Annotated in this window: 19 protein-coding genes; 12 read left to right on the plus strand and 7 right to left on the minus strand. The window is 60.8% G+C overall.

The window, feature by feature from the left end; all coding sequences use genetic code 11:
• Positions 1 to 36 precede the first annotated feature (36 nt).
• The 3 genes from HCZ23_RS01470 to HCZ23_RS01480 all read left to right on the plus strand — a co-directional run bounded on the left by HCZ23_RS01470 (position 37) and on the right by HCZ23_RS01480 (position 2,660).
• Positions 37 to 1,395, plus strand: a complete 1,359-nt coding sequence (locus tag HCZ23_RS01470; RefSeq protein ID WP_167599923.1) for an 8-oxoguanine deaminase — start codon at positions 37 to 39, stop codon at positions 1,393 to 1,395.
• Positions 1,396 to 1,438: 43 nt separating this feature from the next.
• Positions 1,439 to 1,936 carry a CAP domain-containing protein gene (locus HCZ23_RS01475; RefSeq protein ID WP_167599924.1) on the plus strand — a complete coding sequence of 166 codons (498 nt, stop codon included), beginning with the start codon at positions 1,439 to 1,441 and terminating at the stop codon, positions 1,934 to 1,936.
• Between the two features lie 223 nt (positions 1,937 to 2,159).
• A complete protein-coding gene (locus HCZ23_RS01480; RefSeq protein WP_167599925.1) occupies positions 2,160 to 2,660 on the plus strand; it encodes a CAP domain-containing protein in 501 nt (166 codons plus the stop codon).
• A gap of 245 nt (positions 2,661 to 2,905) precedes the next feature.
• On the opposite strand, the gene HCZ23_RS01485 is transcribed toward HCZ23_RS01480, so the two are convergent.
• Together HCZ23_RS01485 and guaD are read right to left on the minus strand one after the other, a co-directional pair.
• Positions 2,906 to 3,550, minus strand: coding sequence for a DUF4236 domain-containing protein (locus tag HCZ23_RS01485; protein WP_167599926.1), 645 nt, complete (start codon positions 3,548 to 3,550; stop codon positions 2,906 to 2,908).
• A gap of 380 nt (positions 3,551 to 3,930) precedes the next feature.
• Positions 3,931 to 5,226 carry a guanine deaminase gene (guaD, locus tag HCZ23_RS01490; protein ID WP_175580858.1) on the minus strand — a complete coding sequence of 432 codons (1,296 nt, stop codon included), beginning with the start codon at positions 5,224 to 5,226 and terminating at the stop codon, positions 3,931 to 3,933.
• Positions 5,227 to 5,363: 137 nt separating this feature from the next.
• Here guaD and mgtE point away from each other — a divergent pair, with 137 nt between their 5' ends.
• The 5 genes from mgtE to HCZ23_RS01515 all read left to right on the plus strand — a co-directional run bounded on the left by mgtE (position 5,364) and on the right by HCZ23_RS01515 (position 10,991).
• A complete protein-coding gene (gene mgtE, locus HCZ23_RS01495; RefSeq protein ID WP_167599927.1) occupies positions 5,364 to 6,752 on the plus strand; it encodes a magnesium transporter in 1,389 nt (462 codons plus the stop codon).
• Positions 6,749 to 7,339 (plus strand): 5-formyltetrahydrofolate cyclo-ligase, encoded by a 591-nt coding sequence (locus HCZ23_RS01500; RefSeq protein ID WP_368487265.1) that lies wholly within the window; start codon positions 6,749 to 6,751, stop codon positions 7,337 to 7,339. Before mgtE ends, HCZ23_RS01500 begins: the two co-directional genes overlap by 4 nt.
• Before the next feature lie 33 nt (positions 7,340 to 7,372).
• Positions 7,373 to 8,185: a TIGR00282 family metallophosphoesterase gene (locus HCZ23_RS01505; RefSeq protein WP_167599928.1), complete on the plus strand. Its 813-nt coding sequence runs from the start codon at positions 7,373 to 7,375 to the stop codon at positions 8,183 to 8,185.
• A gap of 158 nt (positions 8,186 to 8,343) precedes the next feature.
• A complete protein-coding gene (locus HCZ23_RS01510; protein ID WP_167599929.1) occupies positions 8,344 to 10,125 on the plus strand; it encodes an SLC13 family permease in 1,782 nt (593 codons plus the stop codon).
• 125 nt (positions 10,126 to 10,250) lie between these two features.
• Positions 10,251 to 10,991, plus strand: a complete 741-nt coding sequence (locus HCZ23_RS01515) for a YebC/PmpR family DNA-binding transcriptional regulator (protein ID WP_167599930.1) — start codon at positions 10,251 to 10,253, stop codon at positions 10,989 to 10,991.
• A 6-nt stretch (positions 10,992 to 10,997) separates the two neighbouring features.
• On the opposite strand, the gene HCZ23_RS01520 is transcribed toward HCZ23_RS01515, so the two are convergent.
• Entirely contained in the window at positions 10,998 to 11,918 is a 921-nt protein-coding gene (locus tag HCZ23_RS01520; protein WP_167599931.1) for a LysR family transcriptional regulator ArgP, read from the minus strand.
• 76 nt (positions 11,919 to 11,994) lie between these two features.
• Between HCZ23_RS01520 and HCZ23_RS01525 the strand changes: the two genes are divergently transcribed.
• Positions 11,995 to 12,612: a LysE/ArgO family amino acid transporter gene (locus HCZ23_RS01525; protein WP_254869849.1), complete on the plus strand. Its 618-nt coding sequence runs from the start codon at positions 11,995 to 11,997 to the stop codon at positions 12,610 to 12,612.
• Here HCZ23_RS01525 and HCZ23_RS01530 read toward each other — a convergent pair.
• The 4 genes from HCZ23_RS01530 to HCZ23_RS01545 form a co-directional block, all read right to left on the minus strand.
• Positions 12,609 to 13,919: an FAD-binding oxidoreductase gene (locus HCZ23_RS01530; RefSeq protein ID WP_167599932.1), complete on the minus strand. Its 1,311-nt coding sequence runs from the start codon at positions 13,917 to 13,919 to the stop codon at positions 12,609 to 12,611. The two genes, HCZ23_RS01525 and HCZ23_RS01530, sit on opposite strands and share 4 nt — an antisense overlap.
• A gap of 17 nt (positions 13,920 to 13,936) precedes the next feature.
• Positions 13,937 to 14,359: a RidA family protein gene (locus tag HCZ23_RS01535; protein ID WP_167599933.1), complete on the minus strand. Its 423-nt coding sequence runs from the start codon at positions 14,357 to 14,359 to the stop codon at positions 13,937 to 13,939.
• Positions 14,360 to 14,414: 55 nt separating this feature from the next.
• Entirely contained in the window at positions 14,415 to 15,554 is a 1,140-nt protein-coding gene (locus HCZ23_RS01540) for a tyramine oxidase subunit B (RefSeq protein ID WP_167599934.1), read from the minus strand.
• Between the two features lie 161 nt (positions 15,555 to 15,715).
• Positions 15,716 to 16,747, minus strand: coding sequence for an AraC family transcriptional regulator (locus HCZ23_RS01545; protein ID WP_167599935.1), 1,032 nt, complete (start codon positions 16,745 to 16,747; stop codon positions 15,716 to 15,718).
• 205 nt (positions 16,748 to 16,952) lie between these two features.
• On the opposite strand from HCZ23_RS01545, the gene HCZ23_RS01550 reads away from it, so the two are divergent.
• The 3 genes from HCZ23_RS01550 (at position 16,953) to HCZ23_RS01560 (ending at position 19,975) form a co-directional block, all read left to right on the plus strand.
• On the plus strand, positions 16,953 to 17,888 hold the full coding sequence (locus HCZ23_RS01550; protein WP_167599936.1) for a tripartite tricarboxylate transporter substrate binding protein: 936 nt from the start codon (positions 16,953 to 16,955) through the stop codon (positions 17,886 to 17,888).
• Between the two features lie 62 nt (positions 17,889 to 17,950).
• The gene (locus tag HCZ23_RS01555) at positions 17,951 to 18,490 is read left to right on the plus strand and encodes a tripartite tricarboxylate transporter TctB family protein (RefSeq protein ID WP_167599937.1); all 540 of its coding nucleotides are present in this window, start codon (positions 17,951 to 17,953) and stop codon (positions 18,488 to 18,490) included.
• 12 nt (positions 18,491 to 18,502) lie between these two features.
• The gene (locus tag HCZ23_RS01560; RefSeq protein WP_167599938.1) at positions 18,503 to 19,975 is read left to right on the plus strand and encodes a tripartite tricarboxylate transporter permease; all 1,473 of its coding nucleotides are present in this window, start codon (positions 18,503 to 18,505) and stop codon (positions 19,973 to 19,975) included.
• Positions 19,976 to 20,000 lie beyond the last annotated feature (25 nt).

Genomic DNA, 20,000 nt, shown 5'->3' on the forward strand with positions numbered 1-20,000 from the left:
GTAGGTCCGTCGAGAAAGCTTCAGGGGGGTAAGCCCATGCACCGTTGTTTCCTGATCCGCAATGCCGATGTCATCCTGACGATGGATGACACGACGAAAAAGGGGGAGTGGCAGGAGATCAAAGGCGGTGACATTCTGGTCCGCGATGGCGTGATCGAAGCGGTCGGCAAGGGGCTTTACGACGACGACGCACAGATCATCGACGCCGAGGGCTGTCTTGTCACGCCGGGCCTCGTCAACACCCATCACCACCTCTATCAAACGCTGACCCGTGCCGTGCCCGAGGCGCAGGATGCGCTCTTGTTCGGCTGGCTGAAAACGCTCTATCCGATCTGGTCGAAATTCGGCCCCGAGCATATGCGGGTCTCCGCGATGGTCGGGCTGGCGGAGCTGGCGCTCTCGGGCTGCTCGACCACCTCGGACCACCTCTATCTCTACCCCAATGGCGCGCGGCTCGATGACACGATCGAGGCGGCGCAGGCCATTGGGATGCGGCTTCATGCGACGCGCGGCTCCATGTCCATCGGCGAAAGCGCGGGCGGGCTGCCGCCCGACAGTCTGGTCGAGCGCGAAGCGGATATTTTGAACGATTGCGTCCGGGTGATCGACGCATTTCATGACCCGAACCCCGGCGCGATGATCCGCGTGGGCGTGGCGCCGTGCTCGCCCTTTTCGGTCTCGCGCGAGTTGATGCGCGACAGCGCGATCCTCGCCCGCGACAAGGGTGTCATGATGCACACCCATTTGGCCGAGAATGACGAGGACATCGCCTATTCCCTGGAGAAATTTGGTATGCGGCCCGGGCAATATGCCGAGGAGCTGGGCTGGACCGGCCCCGATGTCTGGCATGCCCATTGCGTCAAACTCGATGTTTCGGAAGTGGAGCTGTTCGCCCAGACCGGAACGGGTGTGGCGCATTGCCCCTGTTCAAACTGTCGTCTCGGCTCCGGCGTGGCGCCGGTGCGCGGCATGCGGGATGCGGGCGTGAAACTGGGGCTTGGCGTCGATGGCTCGGCCTCGAACGACAGCGGCAACCTGATCCTCGAGGCCCGTACCGCGATGCTGTTGCAACGCGTGACGTTCGGGGCCGACAAGATGAGCCCGCGCGAGATGCTCTGGATCGCCACACGCGGCGGGGCGGAGGTGCTTGGCCGCCATGACATCGGCATTCTGGCGCCCGGCAAGCGCGCGGACATCGCCGTGTGGGACATGGCCGATGTCGAAGCCGCCGGAAGCTGGGACCCGGCCGCTTTGCTTTTGGCTGGGCCGATGATGGTCAAAGACCTGTTTGTCGAGGGCCGCCATTTGGTCGCCGACAGCTGGGTGACGACGATTGATGTGCCCTCGGTGGTGCGCCATCAAACGCGTCTGGCGCAGGGGCTTATGGACGGCTGAGCGCGTTCTAAATTGAAAAAACTGCAATCGAGTGGGGGAAACCATGAAAACGACACTTTGGGCTATGCTGCCGCTGATCTTGCTGGCGGCCTGTGGCCCGGAAACCGGCGCAGGTTTTGGCGAGCTGACACCCGTCACCACGGCGGCCACCGCGGCGCCCTCCGCGATGGAGGAAGAGGCGCAGATCCTCTCGATGATCAACGCAGAACGCGCGAAAAAGGGGCTGGTGGCGCTGAGCTATAATGCGCAACTGGCAAAGGCGGCGGAGCGTCATGCCAAGGATATGGCGGCAAAGAACTACTTTTCGCACACCAGCAAAAATGGCGCCAAGGTCGGGGATCGGGTCCGCGCGGCAGGCTATTGCTACGGTTACCTGTCGGAAAACCTCTCCGGCGGCTACCCGACCGCGCAGCAGGTGGTGCAGGGCTGGATGAAATCTGATGGCCACCGCAAAAACATCCTGTCCTCGCAGGTCAATGAGATCGGCATCGGCACCGCTGCGGGCGGCCTGCGCGTGGCGGTCTTTGCGCGCGGCTGCTGAGGATCGTTAAAATTCGCCGGGAGTGACATCGGTCCGGGCGGGATTTGCCGTGATCTCGCCCGAAAATCGTCCATTTGCGCGTGTACAAAGAGGCAACGATAAAGCGTTTTTCGTTTAATCTGAATCAGATTGAGCGAGAAACGTTGCCACACTGAATTGATACTGCTGCGTTTCTCAAAAATTGAGTGCCTCAAGTTTTTCGAGAAACGCTTTAGGAGGCCTTATGACAATTTTGCGCGCACTTATGATGATGACACTGACGGTTGGGATCGGCTCAGGTGCGGCCCAGGCCGCCGATGTGCGCCCCCTGCCGAAAGCAACGATTTCGGTGGCGGTGAGCAATCCGCAGACGACGACACAGGATTTGCTGACCGCGATGAATGCCGAGCGGCGCGCGAAAGGCCTGCGCAAGTTGCGGCTCGATCCGGCGCTGTCCAAAGCGGCGCAGGCCCATGTCAACGACATGATGCGCCGCCAGTATTTCGCGCATATCTCGCCCGAAGGCGCCCGCCCGATCCACCGCGCTGCGAAACAGGGCTACAAGGGCTGCCTCGTGGCGGAAAACCTGTCTTACAGTTGGAAATCCATCGAGCTAGCCATGGCGGGCTGGATGAGGTCCGACGGCCACCGCGCCAATCTGTTGAACCGTCAGATGAGAGACGTGGGCATCGGCATCGGGCCGAACAATCTGTTTGTGGCGGTCTTTGCCAAGCCCTGTCGGTGATGTGACAAGGGGGACTGTGGAACGTTGATCCACTTGGCCTCGCTGGGGCGGGTCTTCTGAAACTTGCAAAGGGGCGACGTCGCGCAATATTGTCCCAAGCCGGACTTTCGAGGTAAGGCCCGCGAGGGTCTGGTTTGCGGCACAAAGCACCATTTCGCTGCAGCTGCGCCAACGGCTGCTTACGGCAGACTTCAACAAACGGTCGTCTTTTTAGAAAAGCTAGTCGGGCCCGTCAGAAGTGAGCGTCACGTACTCCGCTGGAGATCATCAAGCTTATCTTGAACTTCAGATAGTTTATCGGAAAGAGCTTGGTGTGCATTAGCGAGCTGGGTTTCAATGCCTTTGGCCTCACGGGCACATGTCGCAACAGCCTCCGCAACTTGATCGCGATAGCGCTTGCTTCCTCCTGCAAACAAACCAAACTGCATGGCCTTGAGGCGCGCCTCAATAGCACCGAGGAACTGCGCACGTTCGCGCACCTTCCCCTTGAGGTCGCTTAGTTTTTGCTCTTCTGTAAGAACGCGCTTCTCAAAGGTTTGCACTTTGGATTGGGTAAGCCCCCGCCCACCGTTCAAGGTGCCGATTGCACGATCAATTCGTGCTCCAATCGCATTGGCTTTCTCGGCTTCCTTTGACACGGCTTCGATAGCTTTCATGGCTGCACTGCGCAGGTGTTCGATTTCATCAGCGGGACGGGACCTTTGGCTTTCATCCCAGCCAGATGTTGATGACCAAGATAAGCCTGTGCCAGGCACGGAAAGTGTGGATCGAACCCCGCGTTTGCTGACGTTTACTGTTGCGCCACGTCCTCCAATGCTAGTCGAGACACCAGATTTTGATAGGTTGAGACGCACGCCGGGCATGATTTTGACGGATTTTCGAAAGCGCATAATTTTATCCCTAAAAGTTCAACTTTAGGTCTGCATTTATAGCCTGGTCAAGCCGACTATCGGGTGAGAAGAGGTTTGGCTTTCAAGAACCGCTCATTTGCGGCACGTCGCCAAACGCGGCAGTTTGACGTTTTCATAAGCCTCTTCCCGAACCCAAGTGGTTGGAAGTTTTTGCCTCCACCGTAATAGCAGACATTTGCCGCAGTGCAGAAATACGGTAATGATGGGCTCGAACCAGACTTTCGCCGCACTTTGCATGAAGGCCCGGTTTCCAATTTTCGGTTATCTTATGACGTGAAGGCTAAATCCCTCTCATCCTGCGACTGGGGCACGACCCTGACGATCAGGCTGTTTTCAACTGACGTTCTACATGGGTCCAGTCAAACCGCCGCCCGTTCTCCCATCACATAGCTCGCAATCACCGCGCGGTCATCGCCCATCATGATGGTCGGGAAAATCTCTTCCCAGATCGTGCTGGCGGTGATGGCGCGCTGGGCGATGGCGGGAGTGGAGGCCAGGTCGATCACCGCGAAATCTGCTTCCATCCCAGGGGCGATGGACCCGATTTTATCTTCCATCCGAAGGGCCTCCGCCGAGCCTTGCGTGGCGAGCCACAAAAGCTGTGCCGGGTGGAGCGCCGTGTGGCGGAGCTGGCCGATTTCATAAGCGGCCGCCATGGTGCGCAGCATCGAAAACGACGATCCGCCGCCGGTGTCGGTCGCGAGCCCCACGCGCAGCCCGTCGGCCTTGCGCGCGCCCGTGTCGAAAAGACCGGAGCCGATGAAAGTGTTCGACGTCGGGCAGTGAATGAGCGAACAATCCATCGCCCGAAGATGCGCGATCTCGCGCGGCTCGAGGTGGATGGAATGGCCGAACAGCGCGCCCTCACGTACCAGCCCGAATTGCTCATAGGTGTCGAGATAATCCCGCGCCTCGGGGTAGAGGCCTTTGACCCAGTCGATCTCGTCGGTCTGCTCGGAAAGATGCGTTTGCATCAGGCATGTCGGGTGTTCGTCCCAAAGCCGCCCCAAGGCATCGAGTTGCTCCGGCGTCGAGGTCGGCGAGAAGCGCGGCGTGATCGCATAGGTGGCGCGGCCCTTGCCATGCCACCGCGCGATCAGGGCCTTGCTGTCGTCATAGGCGGATTGCGGCGTGTCGCGCAGGAACTCGGGCGTGGTTTCCCAACGGTCCATACAGGTCTTACCCGCAACGATCCGCATGTTGCGCCGCGCGGCGGCCTCGAACAGCGCATCGACCGAGCCGGGATGCACGGTGCAGAACGACGTCACCGTCGTGGTGCCATTCGCCAGCAGGAGATCGAGATAGCGCCCGGCGATGTCATCGGCATAGCCGCGATCCGAAAACTTGGCCTCCTCGGGGAAGGTGTAGGTGTTGAGCCAATCGATCAGCCGCTTGCCCCAACTCGCGATCATCGCGGTCTGCGGGTAATGCGCGTGCGCGTCGATGAAGCCGGGCACGATGAGCGCGGGTCCATGGTCGAAGAAATCAGCCTCCGGGTGTTTCGCGCGCATGTGATCGCGCCCACCCAGAGAGATCACCTTGCCGTCCCGCACCAGAATCGCGGCGTCGCTTAGCACCTGAACGGCCTCTTCGGCGGGGATGTCGAAAGGATCACCGTGATAGGTGACGACCTGTCCTGCAATCAGCTTGTCCATCGGGATCCTTTTTGGCAAACGCGCTCTTAAGTCTATGGGCAGATTAGGCATAGGATCGGGGAAGGTAAATCAATCTTGCCCCTGTTTCTCGCGGGAAACCTGTCTTATGGTCGCCACGAAACACGATTGGGCAAGCGATGGTCGAAGAAGAAACGCAGATCGAGGATGAGGCCGAACACGAAGATGGCTACGCGTTGAGTCCGAAAGTGCTCAGCGCCATTCTCTATGCGGTCGACACCGGCGATCGGGGCAAGCTCATCGAGCTGATGGAGCCGCTGCACGCGGCCGACATCGCCGACTTGCTCGAACAGGTGAATGCCTTTGACAGGCGTCGGCTGATTCTGCTCTATGGCGCGGAATTCGATGGCGAAATCCTCTCCGAACTCGATGAGGGCATCCGTGACGAGGTGATCCACGTCCTGCGTCCTGACGTTCTGGCCGATGCGGTCCGGGACATGGAATCGGACGATGTGGTCGATCTGGTCGAGGATCTGGACGAAGAGGCGCAGGAGGCGATCCTTGCGACGCTTGAAGACGCGGATCGTGTCGCGGTTCAGCAGTCGCTGTCCTACCCGGAATATTCCGCCGGTCGTCTGATGCAGCGCGAAGTCGTGATGGCGCCGGAGCATTGGAGCGTCGGTCAGGCCATAGATTTCATGCGCAAATCCGAAAGCCTGCCGGAAGACTTCTACCACGTCGTGCTGATCGACCCGAAAATGCATGCGGTGGGGCACGTCACGCTGGGCAAAATCCTGGGCGCGCCGCGGGCGCAGCCTTTGACGGACCTGTTGGAGCCGGGCTTTCGCACTTTCCGCGTCGACGAAAGCGAAACCGACGTCGCCTATGCCTTTAACCAGTATCACATGATCGCCGCCCCGGTGGTGGATGCGGACGAACGTGTCGTCGGCGTCATCACCATCGACGACGCGATGAACGTGTTGGACGAGGAGCACGAAGAAGACATCATGCGCCTCGCCGGTGTGGGCGAGGGGTCATTGGCCGACCGTGTGATGGACACGGTGAAACAGCGCATCCCCTGGCTCGCGGTGAACCTCGTGACCGCGATCCTCGCCTCCTTGGTGATCGCGCAATTCGAGGACACGATTGCGCAATTCGTGGCGCTGGCCGTGTTGATGCCGATCGTGGCCTCCATGGGGGGCAATGCGGGCACACAGGCGCTGACGGTCGCCGTGCGCGCCATCGCCACGCGCGACTTGACCGGCGCCAACGTCTGGCGGGTCATTCGACGCGAGGTGCTTGTGGGGCTTGCCAATGGGATCGTCTTTGCCGTGATCATGGGGGTGGTCGGCATTCTCTGGTTCGGCTCGCCCGGGCTGGGCGCGGTGATCGGCGCGGCCATGGTGATCAACCTTGTGATCGCGGGGCTTGCGGGCATCGGCATCCCGGTCGTTTTGGAACGTCTGGGCGTCGACCCGGCGCTGGCCTCAGGGGCCTTTGTGACCACGGTGACGGATGTCGTTGGCTTCTTTGCCTTCTTGGGACTTGCGGGGATGGTGCTTCTGTGACGGGTGTGAACGGCACAACCACGGCGCTCAAGACGGCGCTGAGGACCCGCGCCAAAGCGGCACGCGATGCGGCTCATGCGCAAAGCGAAGCCTTGGGCGGGGCGGCGGCACGGCAAGCGACCCAGCTTTTATTGGGATTTCTGACGCCCCATGCGGGCAAGCTGACGGCGGGCTACATGCCCTTGGGCAGCGAAGTGAACCCGCTGGCGGCCATGGCGCGGCTGCACACCCGTGGCCCCGTTGCGGTGCCGGTGGTGGAGGCCAAGGCGCAGCCTTTGCGCTTTGATCTCTGGACGCCGGACACGGAGATGGTGCCGGGCGCCTTTGGGGCGCTGATCCCGGCCTCGTCCGACCCAGTGGTGCCCGAGGTGGTGATCGTTCCGCTTTTGGCCTTCAACCGGGACGGGCATCGTCTCGGCTATGGCGGCGGATTTTATGACCGCACACTCGCCAAGCTGCGCGCCAGTGGCCCGGTCTTTGCCGTGGGCCTCGCCTATGCGGGCCAAGAGGCGCATGACGTGCCGGTGGAACCGACCGACGCGCCGCTGGATGCGATTGTGACCGAGAGAGAAGTGCTCACCTTTTAAGGGGGCAAAGAGACCAAGAAAGGCTATGGCCCCATGAAAATTCTGTTCCTCGGAGATATTGTCGGCAGCGCGGGCCGCAAGGCGGTGATCGAACGCGTGCCGGCGCTTCGCAAGGAGTGGGGGCTCGATTTCGTCGTGGTCAATGGCGAGAATTGCACCAATGGCATGGGCCTGTCGGGCGATCATGCCAAGCTGCTTTTGGAGGCAGAGGTCGATTGTCTGACGCTGGGCGATCACGCGTTTGACCAGAAAGACATGATGCAGTTTTGCGAACGCGAGACCCGCATCGTCCGCCCGATCAACTTTGCCAAGGCCGCGCCGGGCCGCGGTGTCCGCATTTTCGAGGACGCGCGTGGACGGCGCATTCTCGTGGCGCAGGTTCTGGGGCAGGTCTTTATGAAACGCGCCTTTGACGATCCGTTTTCCGCGCTCGATCAGGTCTTCATGAGCCACAAACTCGGCGGCGCCATTCAGGCCGCGCTCATTGACGTGCATTGCGAGGCGACGTCGGAGAAAATGGCCATGGGGCATTTCTGCGATGGCAAGGCCTCGGTTGTTGTTGGCACCCACACCCATGTCTGCACGGGTGACGCGCAAATCCTGCCCGGAGGCACGGCTTACCTCACCGACGCGGGCATGTGCGGCGATTACAATTCGGTCATCGGCATGGACAAGGCGGAACCCCTGCGCCGCTTTGTGACCGGCATGGCCAAAGGCCGCTATGAGCCGGCGAAAGGCGAGGCGACGCTGTCGGGGGTCTATGTCGAGACGGATGACCGCACGGGGCTTGCCACGCGGGTGAAGCAGATTCGGGTCGGCGGCCGCCTAGAGCAAAGCGCGCCGTAACCGCCAGGCCCTCGATACCGGCCCGATACGCGCGAATTTTATTCCGGTTTTGATCAATTGGCCGAAATATCCTTTTGATCTCAGGGCATTTTGTCGCTTGTGATAACGGGCTCCCGCAAGGCATATTGGTGCCAACCCGAACAACCACGTGAGGCGCAATGGAGCTTTTTCAGTTCAGTCCAATGACAGAGGCGGTGATCGCCCTCGTGGTCGTGGGCTTTATGTTCGTGCTCTTCATGCGAGAGGTCTTCCCGACCGAGGTGATCGCCATCACAGGCGCCGCGCTGATGATGGTTCTGGGCATCCTGCCCTATGACGCCGCCCTTTCCGTTCTGTCGAACCCAGCACCGTGGACCATTGCCGCGATGTTCATCGTCATGGGCGCGATGGTGCGCACCGGCGGATTGGAATGGTTCACGCGTCAGGCCGGGAATTATGCCGAGACACACCCGTCTGTCGCCATCGGCATGCTGCTTTCGGTCGTGGTGGTGCTTTCGGCTTTCGTGGCCAACACGCCCGTCGTGGTTGTCATGATCCCCGTGTTCATTCAGCTTTCGGGCAAACTGGGCGTTTCGCCCTCCAAGCTCTTGATCCCTTTGAGTTATTCCGCCATCATGGGTGGCACGATCACGCTTTTGGGCACCTCCACCAACCTGCTGGTCGACGGTGTCGCGCGGGCGCAGGGGCTTGAGCCCTTCACGATTTTCGAGGTCTCCATCCTAGGCCTCGTGGTGACTGCCTGGGGCATGATCTATCTGTTGGTCTTTGGTCGCCATCTCTTGCCCGAGCGCGACAGCCTGGCCGCGATGCTGTCCTCTGGCCGTTCGAAAATGAAGTTTTTCACCGAAGCCGTGATCCCGCCGGACAGCAACCTGATCGGGCGCGAAGTCACCGGCGTGCAGCTTTTCAAACGCGAAGGCGTGCGGCTCATTGACGTCATTCGCGGCGACAAATCCTATCGCCATGAGTTGGAGGGGTTCACCCTTGAGGTCGGCGACCGCGTGGTTCTGCGCTCTAAAATCACCGAACTTCTCAGCCTTCAGCGTGACAAATCCCTCAAGCGCGTCGATCAGGTCTCTGCGGTGGAAACCACCACGATGGAGGTGCTGATCACGCCGGGCTGCAAGATGGTTGGACGCGCTCTGTCGTCGATGCGGCTGCGTCGTCGCTACGGCGTTTACGTTCTGGCCGTGCACCGCCGCAACCAGAACCTTGGTCAACAAATTCAAGACCTTGTGGTCCGTGTTGGCGATACGCTTTTGCTCGAAGGCACGCCCGCGGACATCCAGCGCCTCGCCTCCGACATGGACATGGGCGATGTGTCGAAACCGACCGAACGCGCCTATCACCGCAGCCACGCGCCGATTGCGCTCGTTGCGATGTTCTCCATCGTCGTGCTCGCCGCTCTGGGCGTGGCGCCGATCCTGATGCTCTCGGTGATTGCCGTGGCGGTGGTGTTGACCACCCGCTGCATCGACGCGGACGAGGCGTTTTCCTTTGTCGAGGGGCGCTTGCTGGCGTTGATCTTTGCCATGCTGGCGGTGGGGGCCGCCCTCGATGCCTCGGGAGCTGTCGAGCTGATCGTGGACGCCGTTGCGCCGCTTTTGAGCGGCTTGCCGGTGTTCTTCGTCGTCTGGGCGATCTTTTTGATGACCTCGATCCTCACCGAGCTTGTGTCGAACAACGCGGTCGCCGTCGTCGTGACGCCGATTGCCATTGGACTGGCCAACACCATGGGGCTCGACCCGCGCGGGCTTGTGGTGGCGGTGATGATCGCGGCGTCCGCCTCTTTCGCGACGCCCATCGGCTATCAGACCAACACCATGGTCTACGGTCCCGGCGGCTATAAATTCACCGATTACATGAAGGTCGGCATCCCGCTGAACCTCTCGATCGGGATTTTGTCGGCGGCGGTGATCCCGCTTTTGTGGCCCATGTGAGGATTTTGAGTATTTTTCCCACGGAAAAGACCGCCTGAAAGCCATAGGGCGGCCTTGCAGGTCATAGGGGCGCTGCTTTATAGAGGCGCGTAATCTGACTTTATCGACATTTCCGGAGGCGCCACATGGCCGGCCATTCTAAATGGGCAAACATCCAGCACCGCAAAGGGCGTCAGGACGCCGTGCGCTCGAAGCTGTTTTCGAAACTCGCCAAAGAGATCACCGTGGCGGCGAAAATGGGCGACCCGGATCCTGAGAAGAACCCGCGTCTGCGTTTGGCGGTGAAGACCGCGAAAACCCAATCCGTGCCGAAGGATGTGATCGACCGCGCGATCAAAAAGGCACTGGGGGGCGATGGCGAGAACTATGATGAGATCCGTTACGAAGGTTACGGTCCGGAAGGCATCGCGTTCATCGTCGAGACCATGACCGACAATGTGAACCGCACCGCGTCGAACGTGCGCTCGATCTTCACCAAGGCGGGCGGCAATCTGGGCACCTCCGGCTCTGTGGCCTTCATGTTCGACCGTGTGGGCGAAATCACCTATGACGCCGAAGTGGGCGATGCGGACACCGTGATGATGGCCGCCATCGAAGCCGGCGCCGAGGATGTCGAAAGCGACGAAGAAGGGCATTGGATCTACACTGCCGATGGCGATCTGGCGGCTGTCTCCGACGCGCTGGAAGCCGAGCTGGGCGAGTCCAAGGAATCCAAGCTGATCTGGAAGCCGCAGAACCGCACTGAGGTGAACCTCGAGACTGCGCAAAAGCTGATGCGTCTGGTCGAAGCACTTGAAGATGACGATGACGTGCAATCGGTGACGGCGAATTTCGACGTGCCGGAAGACGTCGCGGCACAGCTCTGAGCCAAGTCATATGAATTGAGAAAGCCCCGTCTTTTCAGGCGGGGTTTTTTGCACCAGATGGGTTTTCGCGGCGCGTTTCACGGCGTCTGTGAGGTCGGTGAGCCTCGGCGCACTCAGCCGCGAGATATGCCAGTAAAGCGGGATGTCCCAAGGCTCAGGCGAGAGGGCGATGAGGCGGCCGCTGTCCAGGTGTGGTTGTAAGAGCGCTAAAGGGTTCAACCCCCAACCCAGCCCCGCCAGAGCCGCATCGACAAAGCCATGGGTCGAGGGGATGCGGTGGGCGGGCAGGGAGACACGCCGCCCGGCCTGATGTGCGGCCCAAGTGTCTTGTAGCCGGTCTTTTTCATCATAGATCAACGAGGGGGCGCGGGCGAAGGCTTCTGGCGTCAGCCCCTCGGGGAAATGCTGCGCCACGAACTCAGGCGTTGCCACCGGCAGATAACGCAGCGCGCCCAGAGGCATGAGATCACAGCCCGAGACCGGCGTGTCGCGGGACGAGACGGCGGCCATCACTTCGCCGCGTTTGAGCCAGTCGGCGGAGTGGTCCTGATCGTCGATCTGGAGCTGAAACAACATGCCGGAGACGGGCGCCATCGCGCTACAGAACCAGGTGGCGAGGCTGTCGGCATTGACCGCAATGGGAACGGAAACTGCGGCATTTTCTGTCTTTCCAAGATCGCGGATCAACTGGCGCTCCAAAAGCCCGACCTCTTCCATATGCCGCGCAAGACGCCGGCCCGTCTCAGTGCCCACGCAGGGCGTGCCACGGATCACCAAAACGCTGCCCAACCGCTCCTCAAACGCCTTGATGCGTTGCGAAATGGCCGAGGGCGTGACAGAGAGCCGTTCTGCCGCCCCTTCGAAAGAGCCGTTCTGCAAAACGGCAGCCAATGCGGTGAGCGCGGGGTAATCGGAAGAATTAAGCATAACTAATTTAGACATAAGAAGTTTAATTTGTCTAATTCATTCAAGCCCCGTAACTCCGCCTGACAAAGGAGTTTTCATGACACAAGACATGCTGCACGCCGCCCTCACCGGGCTTCTTACTGGGCTGAGCCTCATCGTCGCCATTGGCGCGCAGAATGCTTTCGTCTTGCGCCAAGGCCTTAAACGCGCGCATGTGCTGCCGGTCGTGCTGATCTGCGCGCTCTCGGACGCGGTGCTGATCACGCTGGGCGTCTTCGCCTCGGCGCAAATATCCAAAGCCTTTCCGCCTTTATTGCCGATCCTGCGCTGGGGGGGCGCGGCGTTTCTGATCTATTATGGGGCCAAGGCGGCCCTTTCTGCCTGGCACGGTGGCGCGCATCTTGAGGCCGCTGAGGGAGAGGGGCACAGTCGCACGGCCGCCATGCTCACCGCGCTGGCGCTCACATGGCTCAACCCGCATGTCTACCTCGACACAGTGGTGCTTTTGGGAGCGATCTCCGCCCGGTTTGGCGAAGCACGGGCAGGCTTTGCGATGGGGGCGGCCAGCGCCTCTTTGCTGTTCTTCTTCGCTCTGGGATTCGGTGCGCGGTTCCTCGCTCCGATCTTTGCCCGTGACCTGTCCTGGCGTGTGCTCGACGGGGGCATCGCGCTTGTCATGTGGTCCATCGCGATCAGCCTGATCGCGGGCGCCTAGAGCCGCGAAAACCGATAGGGCGCGGGATCGACACAGGTCTCGGCGCCGGTCGCCAGTTCCGCCACCAACTGCCCCGCGGCGGGTCCCGTGCCAAAGCCATGGCCGGACATGCCCGTCGCAATCGTCAGTCCCGGAACAGCATCAATTCGGTCGATCACCGGGTTCGAATCCGGCGTGATGTCCATGGTTCCGGCCCAGGCCTCTGCGATTTCGGCCTCTTTGAACACCGGCCAGGCTTTGCGCAGATTGTCGAGCGCCTGAGCGTTGATCTTGTCGTTTGCCGCCGGGTCCATCACGCGGGCGCGCTCGAAAGGCGAAACCCGGTCGCGCGACCATTTGCGCGCCAGTTTCAGATCCTCGATCAGCGGTCCGGGAAAGACCGGGCGGATCATGTTGTAGGTATGTTTGAGTGTCGGCAAGTATTTCATGCCGATCAGCGCGTGATCCAACACGAAAGGCGACCCGAGGGCGGCGCGATGAGTGATCACATAGCCGCCGCTTTCATGTTTGCGAAAGGAAAAATCCGGGCCGCCCACGGCAATGTCGCTCGGGCCCTCAAGAGGCGTGGTGCGAAACGCGTAGCAAATCAGCGGCAGGACGGGCAGGGCCACGCCCATATTGCCCAAGAACCGCCGCGACCAAAGCCCGCCTGCAAGGATGACCTGATCACAGGCGATCTCGCCGCGCTCAGTCACCACGCCGCTGACCTGTCCGGCCTTGGTCTCGATGGTGCGCACGGCGCAGCGCTCAAGGATGATCGCGCCTTTTTCCTGCGCCGCCTTGGCAAGGGCGGAGCTGGCCCGCGTCGGTTCGGCATAGCCGTCCGAGGGGGTGTAAACCCCGCCTTTCCACGCGGTCCGGCCGCCGGGTACAAGCGCGTCAATCTCGGCTGCGCTCAAAAGCCGACTGCCGAGATCGAGCCCCTGCACAGAGTCATGCCAGCCGCGATACATCTCCATCTCGCTGTCGGAGCCCGCCACGAACATGATGCCGTTTTGGCGATAGCCGACCTGTTCCCCGGTGCGCTGCGGCATCTCGGCCCAGAGCCGCTCGGCCTGTTGCGCCAGCGGAATATCTGCCGCCAACCGGTTGGTTTTGCGCACCCAGCCGAGATTGCGCGAGGATTGCTCCGCCGCGATCCGCCCCTTTTCCAACACGACCACGGGAATGCCGCGTTCCGCCAGCGTGAGCGCCGCCGAGAGCCCCACGATGCCGCCGCCGATGATGGCAACCGTGGTGCGTTCGGGCAGGGTGTCGGAGGTGGCGACGGGCGTGATGGCAGGGGCAGAGATCTTGAGGTCGGACATGGCGCAATCCTTTGAAGTTAAAGCGAGAGTGTGATCCGGTCTTGCACGGTATCTGCCGCGCCCTTGTAGGCGGTGACCTCGATCTCGACCTTATAGTGTGCCGAGCCCAGAGGCGGGTTCGTCACGGTGGTGGTCGGGTCGATGCCGCGGAATTTTTCGCCGAAAATGCCCATCACTGCCGGGGTATCCGCTGGATTTTGGATAAAGACGCGGGTGGAGACGACATCTTCAAGCCCGGAGTCCACCGCGTTCAGCGCACGGGTGATATTGGCAAAGACTTGTTCGGTCTGCTCGGCCAGGTCTTCGGGGATCTCTTTGGTCTCCGGGTTCCGCCCTGCCGTGTTGGACACGAAAATCCAGTTGTCGACCATGACGATCCGCGAATAGCTGCTCAGCTCTTCGAGCTTTGCGCCGGTTTTGACTTTGGTGATTTTGGTCATGTTTGTTCCTAAAAAGGCGCAGGGGGCGAAGGGAAGCACCCCCTGCGCAGAGGGATCAACGCAGGACGGGTTTGTCCCACAAATTGAGTTTCGTGCCGATGCCTTTTGCGATCGCGTTGCGGTAGATCACCGTGCCCCAGGCGACGTCCTCGACCGGCATGCCGCCGACCGAGAGGATGATGATCTCGTCTTCGTTTTGGCGCCCCGGCGTGGCGCCCGCACAGATCGCACCGAGGTCTTCCAACTCCGCGCGGTCCATCTTGCCCTCTTCGATCATGTCGAGGAATTTCACGCCGATGACGGGCACATGGACATGGGCTGGTTTCGGCAATTCGTCGAACCAGGCTTCATAGAGGCCGATGTTGTCGCAGACTTTGCGCACGTCTTTGGATTTCATGCCCTCGTCGATGTCGCAGGAGGCGGGCATCGACAGGAAGGCGCCGGGTTTGAGCCATTCGCGTTTGACCATCGGGTATTTCGACACATCGCCGGTTTCGCCCGAGGCGCAATAGGTCACGATGTCGGACCCGCGCACGAGGGTTTCCAGATCCTCGACGATCTCGATGGTGGTAACCTGCGGATAGGTCTCTTTCACCCACTCGACAAAGCGATCGATCGAGCCCTGGCTGCGCCCCAAAAGCTTCACCGTGTCGATCTCGGGGCAGGTCGCCATGAAGGCCGCCAGCGAGGTCTTGCCCATCACCCCCGGCCCTTGCACGGCGAGCACCTTGCTGTCCTGGCGCGCCAGATGACGGGCGCCGACGCCCGGCACCGCGCCGGTGCGATAGGCCGACAACAGATTCGCCGACATATAGGCCAGAGGCGCGGAGGTGTCGGCGTCGTTGAGCGTGAACATCAGGATCGAACGCGGCAGGCCCTTGTCGCGGTTGGCGATATTGGAGCCATACCATTTTACGCCTGCCGTGCCGTATTGGCCGCCCAAATAGGCCGGCATCGCCATGAAGCGGCGGTCAGCGGTGGGTTTCGGCATGGTCTCGAACGGGCTGTTTTCGGGAAACATGATCATCGCGCCGTGGCTGTCATTGTTGGCCCCCGCCATCCGGTAATCGCCGGAATGCAGCAGTTTGAACATGTCTTCCATCGTGTCGACGCAACCCGCCATATCGGTCACGCCGGCTTTGATCATGTCCTGTTCGTTCAGGTAAATGAAATCGATTTTCGGCAACTCGGTCATCATCCGTCCTTTTCGCAATGCGCCTCTTTCCTTCAGTAACGGGGGAAAGCGCCCGAAAGCCCATTGCGGGACGTGCCATTTTTCCGATATTTTACGCCATGTCGGCGCCGTCTTTTCCGGATTTGCGCGCAAATTTCGTGCAGGGACGCGCTTAACCTCTGTTAAAACCGATAGCCCTTGCCCGAGCGCACTTCGCGTGGCGTAAGCTTCGACCAGCGTTTGTGTGCCCGCCAAAAGGCCGTGCCGTCGGCATATCCGAGCGCGGCGGCGACCTCTCCCACGGGGATGTCGCCATCCGACAAAAGCGTCGTCGCCCGGTCGCGGCGGATGTCGTCCAAAAGATCGCGCAGGCTGGTGCCTTCGTCAGAGAGTTTGCGCTGCAGGTTGCGCGGCGACAGGCCCAGCGTTTCGGCCACGCGTTCAACGGAAATCGGTCGCAACCCCAGCGACGAGGTCACCACCGTGCGCACCGCATCGGTCAGAGTGCTGTTATGCGGGGTCGCCTCGATCAGATCTTCGATGTGGCGCTCCAGCATGCTGACAAGTGCTGCATCTTCGACGCGGTAGAGCTCCATCAAAGGCGCGCGATCCATCACCAGCCGGTTCGTCGCCTGGCCATAAAGGATCGGACAGCGAAAGAATTGCCGCAGGAAACTGTCGTCGTCCGGCGGGGCGTGTTCGAAATGCACCTGTTGCGGCGACCAGCGGCGCAGGAAATTGTCGCGGATGACTTGCACCGTGCCGACCAGTGAAAACTCCGCATCCTGCCGTCGGGGCCAGATGCGCGCGTCTTCGATTTGATAGGACATAAGCATCTCGTCGCCATTGGGCAAAAAGCTCATCTCCGTGCCGCTCTGAAGCGCTGCGGCAGATTTTGCAATCCGATCAATCCCGATATGGATCGAACGTGACAGCGACAAAAGAATGCCCATGGGCCCCAGATCGCCCGCCCGGATTTCCGTGCCGATATGCGCGCCGATGTGCTGATCTCCCGAGAGTTCCGAGGCGCTTTCAAGGAAGCTGTTGAATTCGTTCATCGACAGATGCGCATAGGGATCTTTCAACATATCAAGGCTGATGCCATGTTTTGACAAAAGCGATTGAGTCGCCACCCCGCGCGCATTGAGCCGGTCGAGGACGTAGGTCAAAAGCGTGCTGCGGATCGCCGCATAGCCATGCGTTTCGCGTGCCATGTGATTACTTTTCCGCCCGTTTCCAAAGTGAATATGCGCAAAATATCGGAATTATGTCACAAAATGCAATGGAGAATTGGCCCCTGCTTGTCATTCTACTGTCATCTGGCCCACTCCGAGACCCCACTCCGAGACAACGGGCCGGCCAGGATTTTACACCGCTTTCAAATCGGCGCGCGTGCCGATGTTTGGACAGGAGACCGCCATGACCTCGCTTTTGAAATACGGCACGATCGCTGCGCTGGCCGCACTGCCATTGGCCGCAGCCGCCGAATACCCCGAGAAACCCGTCGAATTCGTGGTGCCCTTCCCGCCGGGCGATCTCGAGGACATCCTGACGCGGATGATTGCCGATGAGTTTCAGGCCACTTATGATGTGCCCGCCGCCGTGGTGAACAAACCCGGTGGCGGCGGCGGTCCGTTCCCCGGCGCGGTCGAGGTGGCTTTGGCCCCTGCGGATGGCTACACGGTCGGCTCCTTTGTGATCGACGTGCCACTGGTGGGACCGCATCTCGGCATTCCGCCGCTCGAAGGCAACCCGTTCGAGCCGGTCGGCATTTTCGTGACCTATCCCTTCGTGATCGCCGCGAAAGCCGATGCGCCCTATAAAACGCTCGACGAATTGGCCGCCTATGCCAAGGATCACGACGTCACTTTGGGGCATTTCGGCGATGTGACCACGCCGGCACGGCACACATTTGCCATCGCGAAATCTATGGGTTTCGAGTTCTCTTCCAACGCGGCTTTCGATGCGCTTGATTGCAACACTCTGGCCTCGGGTGACGCGGATGTGATCAACACAACGCTGCAACTGGTGATGCCCTGCATCGACGATCTGACCTTCCTCGCCTCCGTCACCGAAGACCGTATTTCGATCCTGCCGGACACGCCGACGGTGGGCGAAGTGCTGCCCGATCTCGATCTTTCGACCTGGAACGGGCTGTTCCTGAAAGAGGGCACACCGGAGGAGGTGCGCGAAAAAATCTCTGTGGTGGCCGAGAAGGTCATGATGTCCGACGCGGCCAAGGATCTGGCCGCCCAGACCGGCGCGCTGATCTATTGGAAAGACGCCGCCACCTCTGAGGCTCAGATGGGGGTGGATGTTGAAACCATGGCGCGGATCAGTGCGGCGATTGACTAAATCCAAATGAGAAACCAAGGGGCTGGACCTTGGGTCCGCCCCGGATGCAAAGGGCTGAGGATATGGCGGGAATGACAGCTTTGGCGGGGATGTTGCGACGGGAGAGACGCCCCGGAGATCTGGTTTTCGCCACCGCCTTCATGGCGTTCTCGCTCGCCACTTTGGTGCTTTTGCCGGTCCAGACGACCTGGGTCGCAAACACCGTGCTCTTTGCACAACCCGCCTTTTGGCCCGCCGTCGGAGTTGTCATGATGGTGGGCTTCGGTGCGGTGCATCTGATGAGCTCTCTCGTCTCCGCCCGTCAAGAGGGACGTGGCGCTGAGGTGGTCTACTGGCTGCGTTCGCTCGAATTCGTTGCCTGGTTTCTCTGTTATGTCTGGCTGGTGCCGGTGATCGGCTATCTGCCCGCCACCATGCTTTTTGCCGTGCTGCTGACGAGGCGTCTGGGTTATCGCTCCGCCAAAAGCGTCTTTTGGGCGGCGGCCTTCGGCTTTGCAGTGGTTGCGGTGTTCAAGGCCGGGCTTCAGGTCAAGGTGCCCGCAGGTGCGCTTTACGCCTATCTGCCCGAGAGCATCCGCACCTTCATGATGGTTAATTTCTAAAGGGTTCGCAGAATGGAGACGCTTCTTTCCGGCCTCGATATGTTGATGAGCCTCGATGTGCTTGTGGCGCTTTTGATCGGATCGATCGGCGGCGTGATCATCGGTGCCATTCCGGGCGTCGGCCCTGCCGTGGCGATCGCCATCTTGTTGCCTGCGACCTTCGCCTTGCCGCCCTTGGTGGGGCTGGTGATGCTTTTGGGGATTTACGGCTCGTCGATGTTCGGCGGCTCGCTTCCGGCGGTTCTGATCAACACGCCCGGCACGGCGGTCAACGCGTTGACCACCTACGACGGCTACCCGATGACCCAACGCGGAGAAGCGGCCAAGGCGCTTGGGTTGGCCTATGGTGCGTCGTTTTTCAGCGGCATCCTGTCGATCCTCGCCCTCATCGTGCTGTCGCCCGTGCTGGCCAAAATCGCGCCGATGTTCGGGGCGCGGGAGATTTTTCTCGCGGCCCTTCTGGGCATCGTTCTGGTCATCGTGGCGCACCGTGGACAGGTCGCGGCGGCCGGGATGATGGCGGGATTTGGCATCCTTTTGCAATCCATCGGCATGGAGCCGGTGAAATACACCATGCGCTTCACCTTCGGGCAGGGCTGGCTGACCTCCGGGCTCGATCTGATCGTCGTGGTGCTCGGGCTTTTCGCGATCTCTCAGGCTCTGGCGCTTTTGGTCGACTCGGAAAGCGCGCCGGACGCCGCGCCGATCAAAGGCCATGTCGGGCAGGAAATGCTGGGTGTGCTCCGGCATAAAAAGATCGCGGCGCGCGGGTCGTTCTTTGGCGTCTTGATGGGGATGATCCCCGGCGTCGGCGAATTCACCGCGCAGTTCATGAGCTATACTTTTGCGCAAAAATCTTCGCGCCATCCGGAGCTGTTCGGCAAGGGATCGGAGGAGGGGCTGGTCGCCTCCGAAAGCGCCAACAACGCCGTGCCCGCCGCCGCGATGATCCCGCTTTTGGCGCTTGGCATTCCGGGCGAGGCGCTGACCGCGATGATGCTCTCGGTGTTCTACGTCCATAACGTGGTGCCGGGGCCCGCGCTGTTTCAGGACCGGATGGATTTCATCTACGCGCTCTACATCGCGCTTTTGGCCCTCAACGTCATCGTCATCCTGTTCATGCTGGTGTCGTCCAACTGGCTGATCCGCCTGATCCGAATCCCGACGCGGTTTCTGGGCATGATGGTGCTGATCCTCAGCTTTGTCGGCGTCTACAGCCTGCGCAATTCGGTGGTGGATTGCGCCATCGCCTCCGGGTTCGGGGTGCTGGGGCTGGTGCTCAAACGGCTGAACCTGCCCTCCGTGCCGATCATCTTGGGCATGGTTCTGGGCGGCATCATGGAGGTCAAACTGCGCGCCGCCATGGCCCGCGTCGACAGCCCGCTCGATTTCGTCAACCGCCCGATTGCGGCCATGCTGGCATTGGCGATCCTCGGGGTTCTGGTCTCGCATATCCTGTCGGAACTGCGCGCAAAGCGGGCCTGAGGCGTCAGGTGCGTGTCAGATGAGT

The sequence above is a fragment of the Celeribacter sp. HF31 genome (genome assembly GCF_011806455.1).
GTDB lineage: Bacteria > Pseudomonadota > Alphaproteobacteria > Rhodobacterales > Rhodobacteraceae > Celeribacter.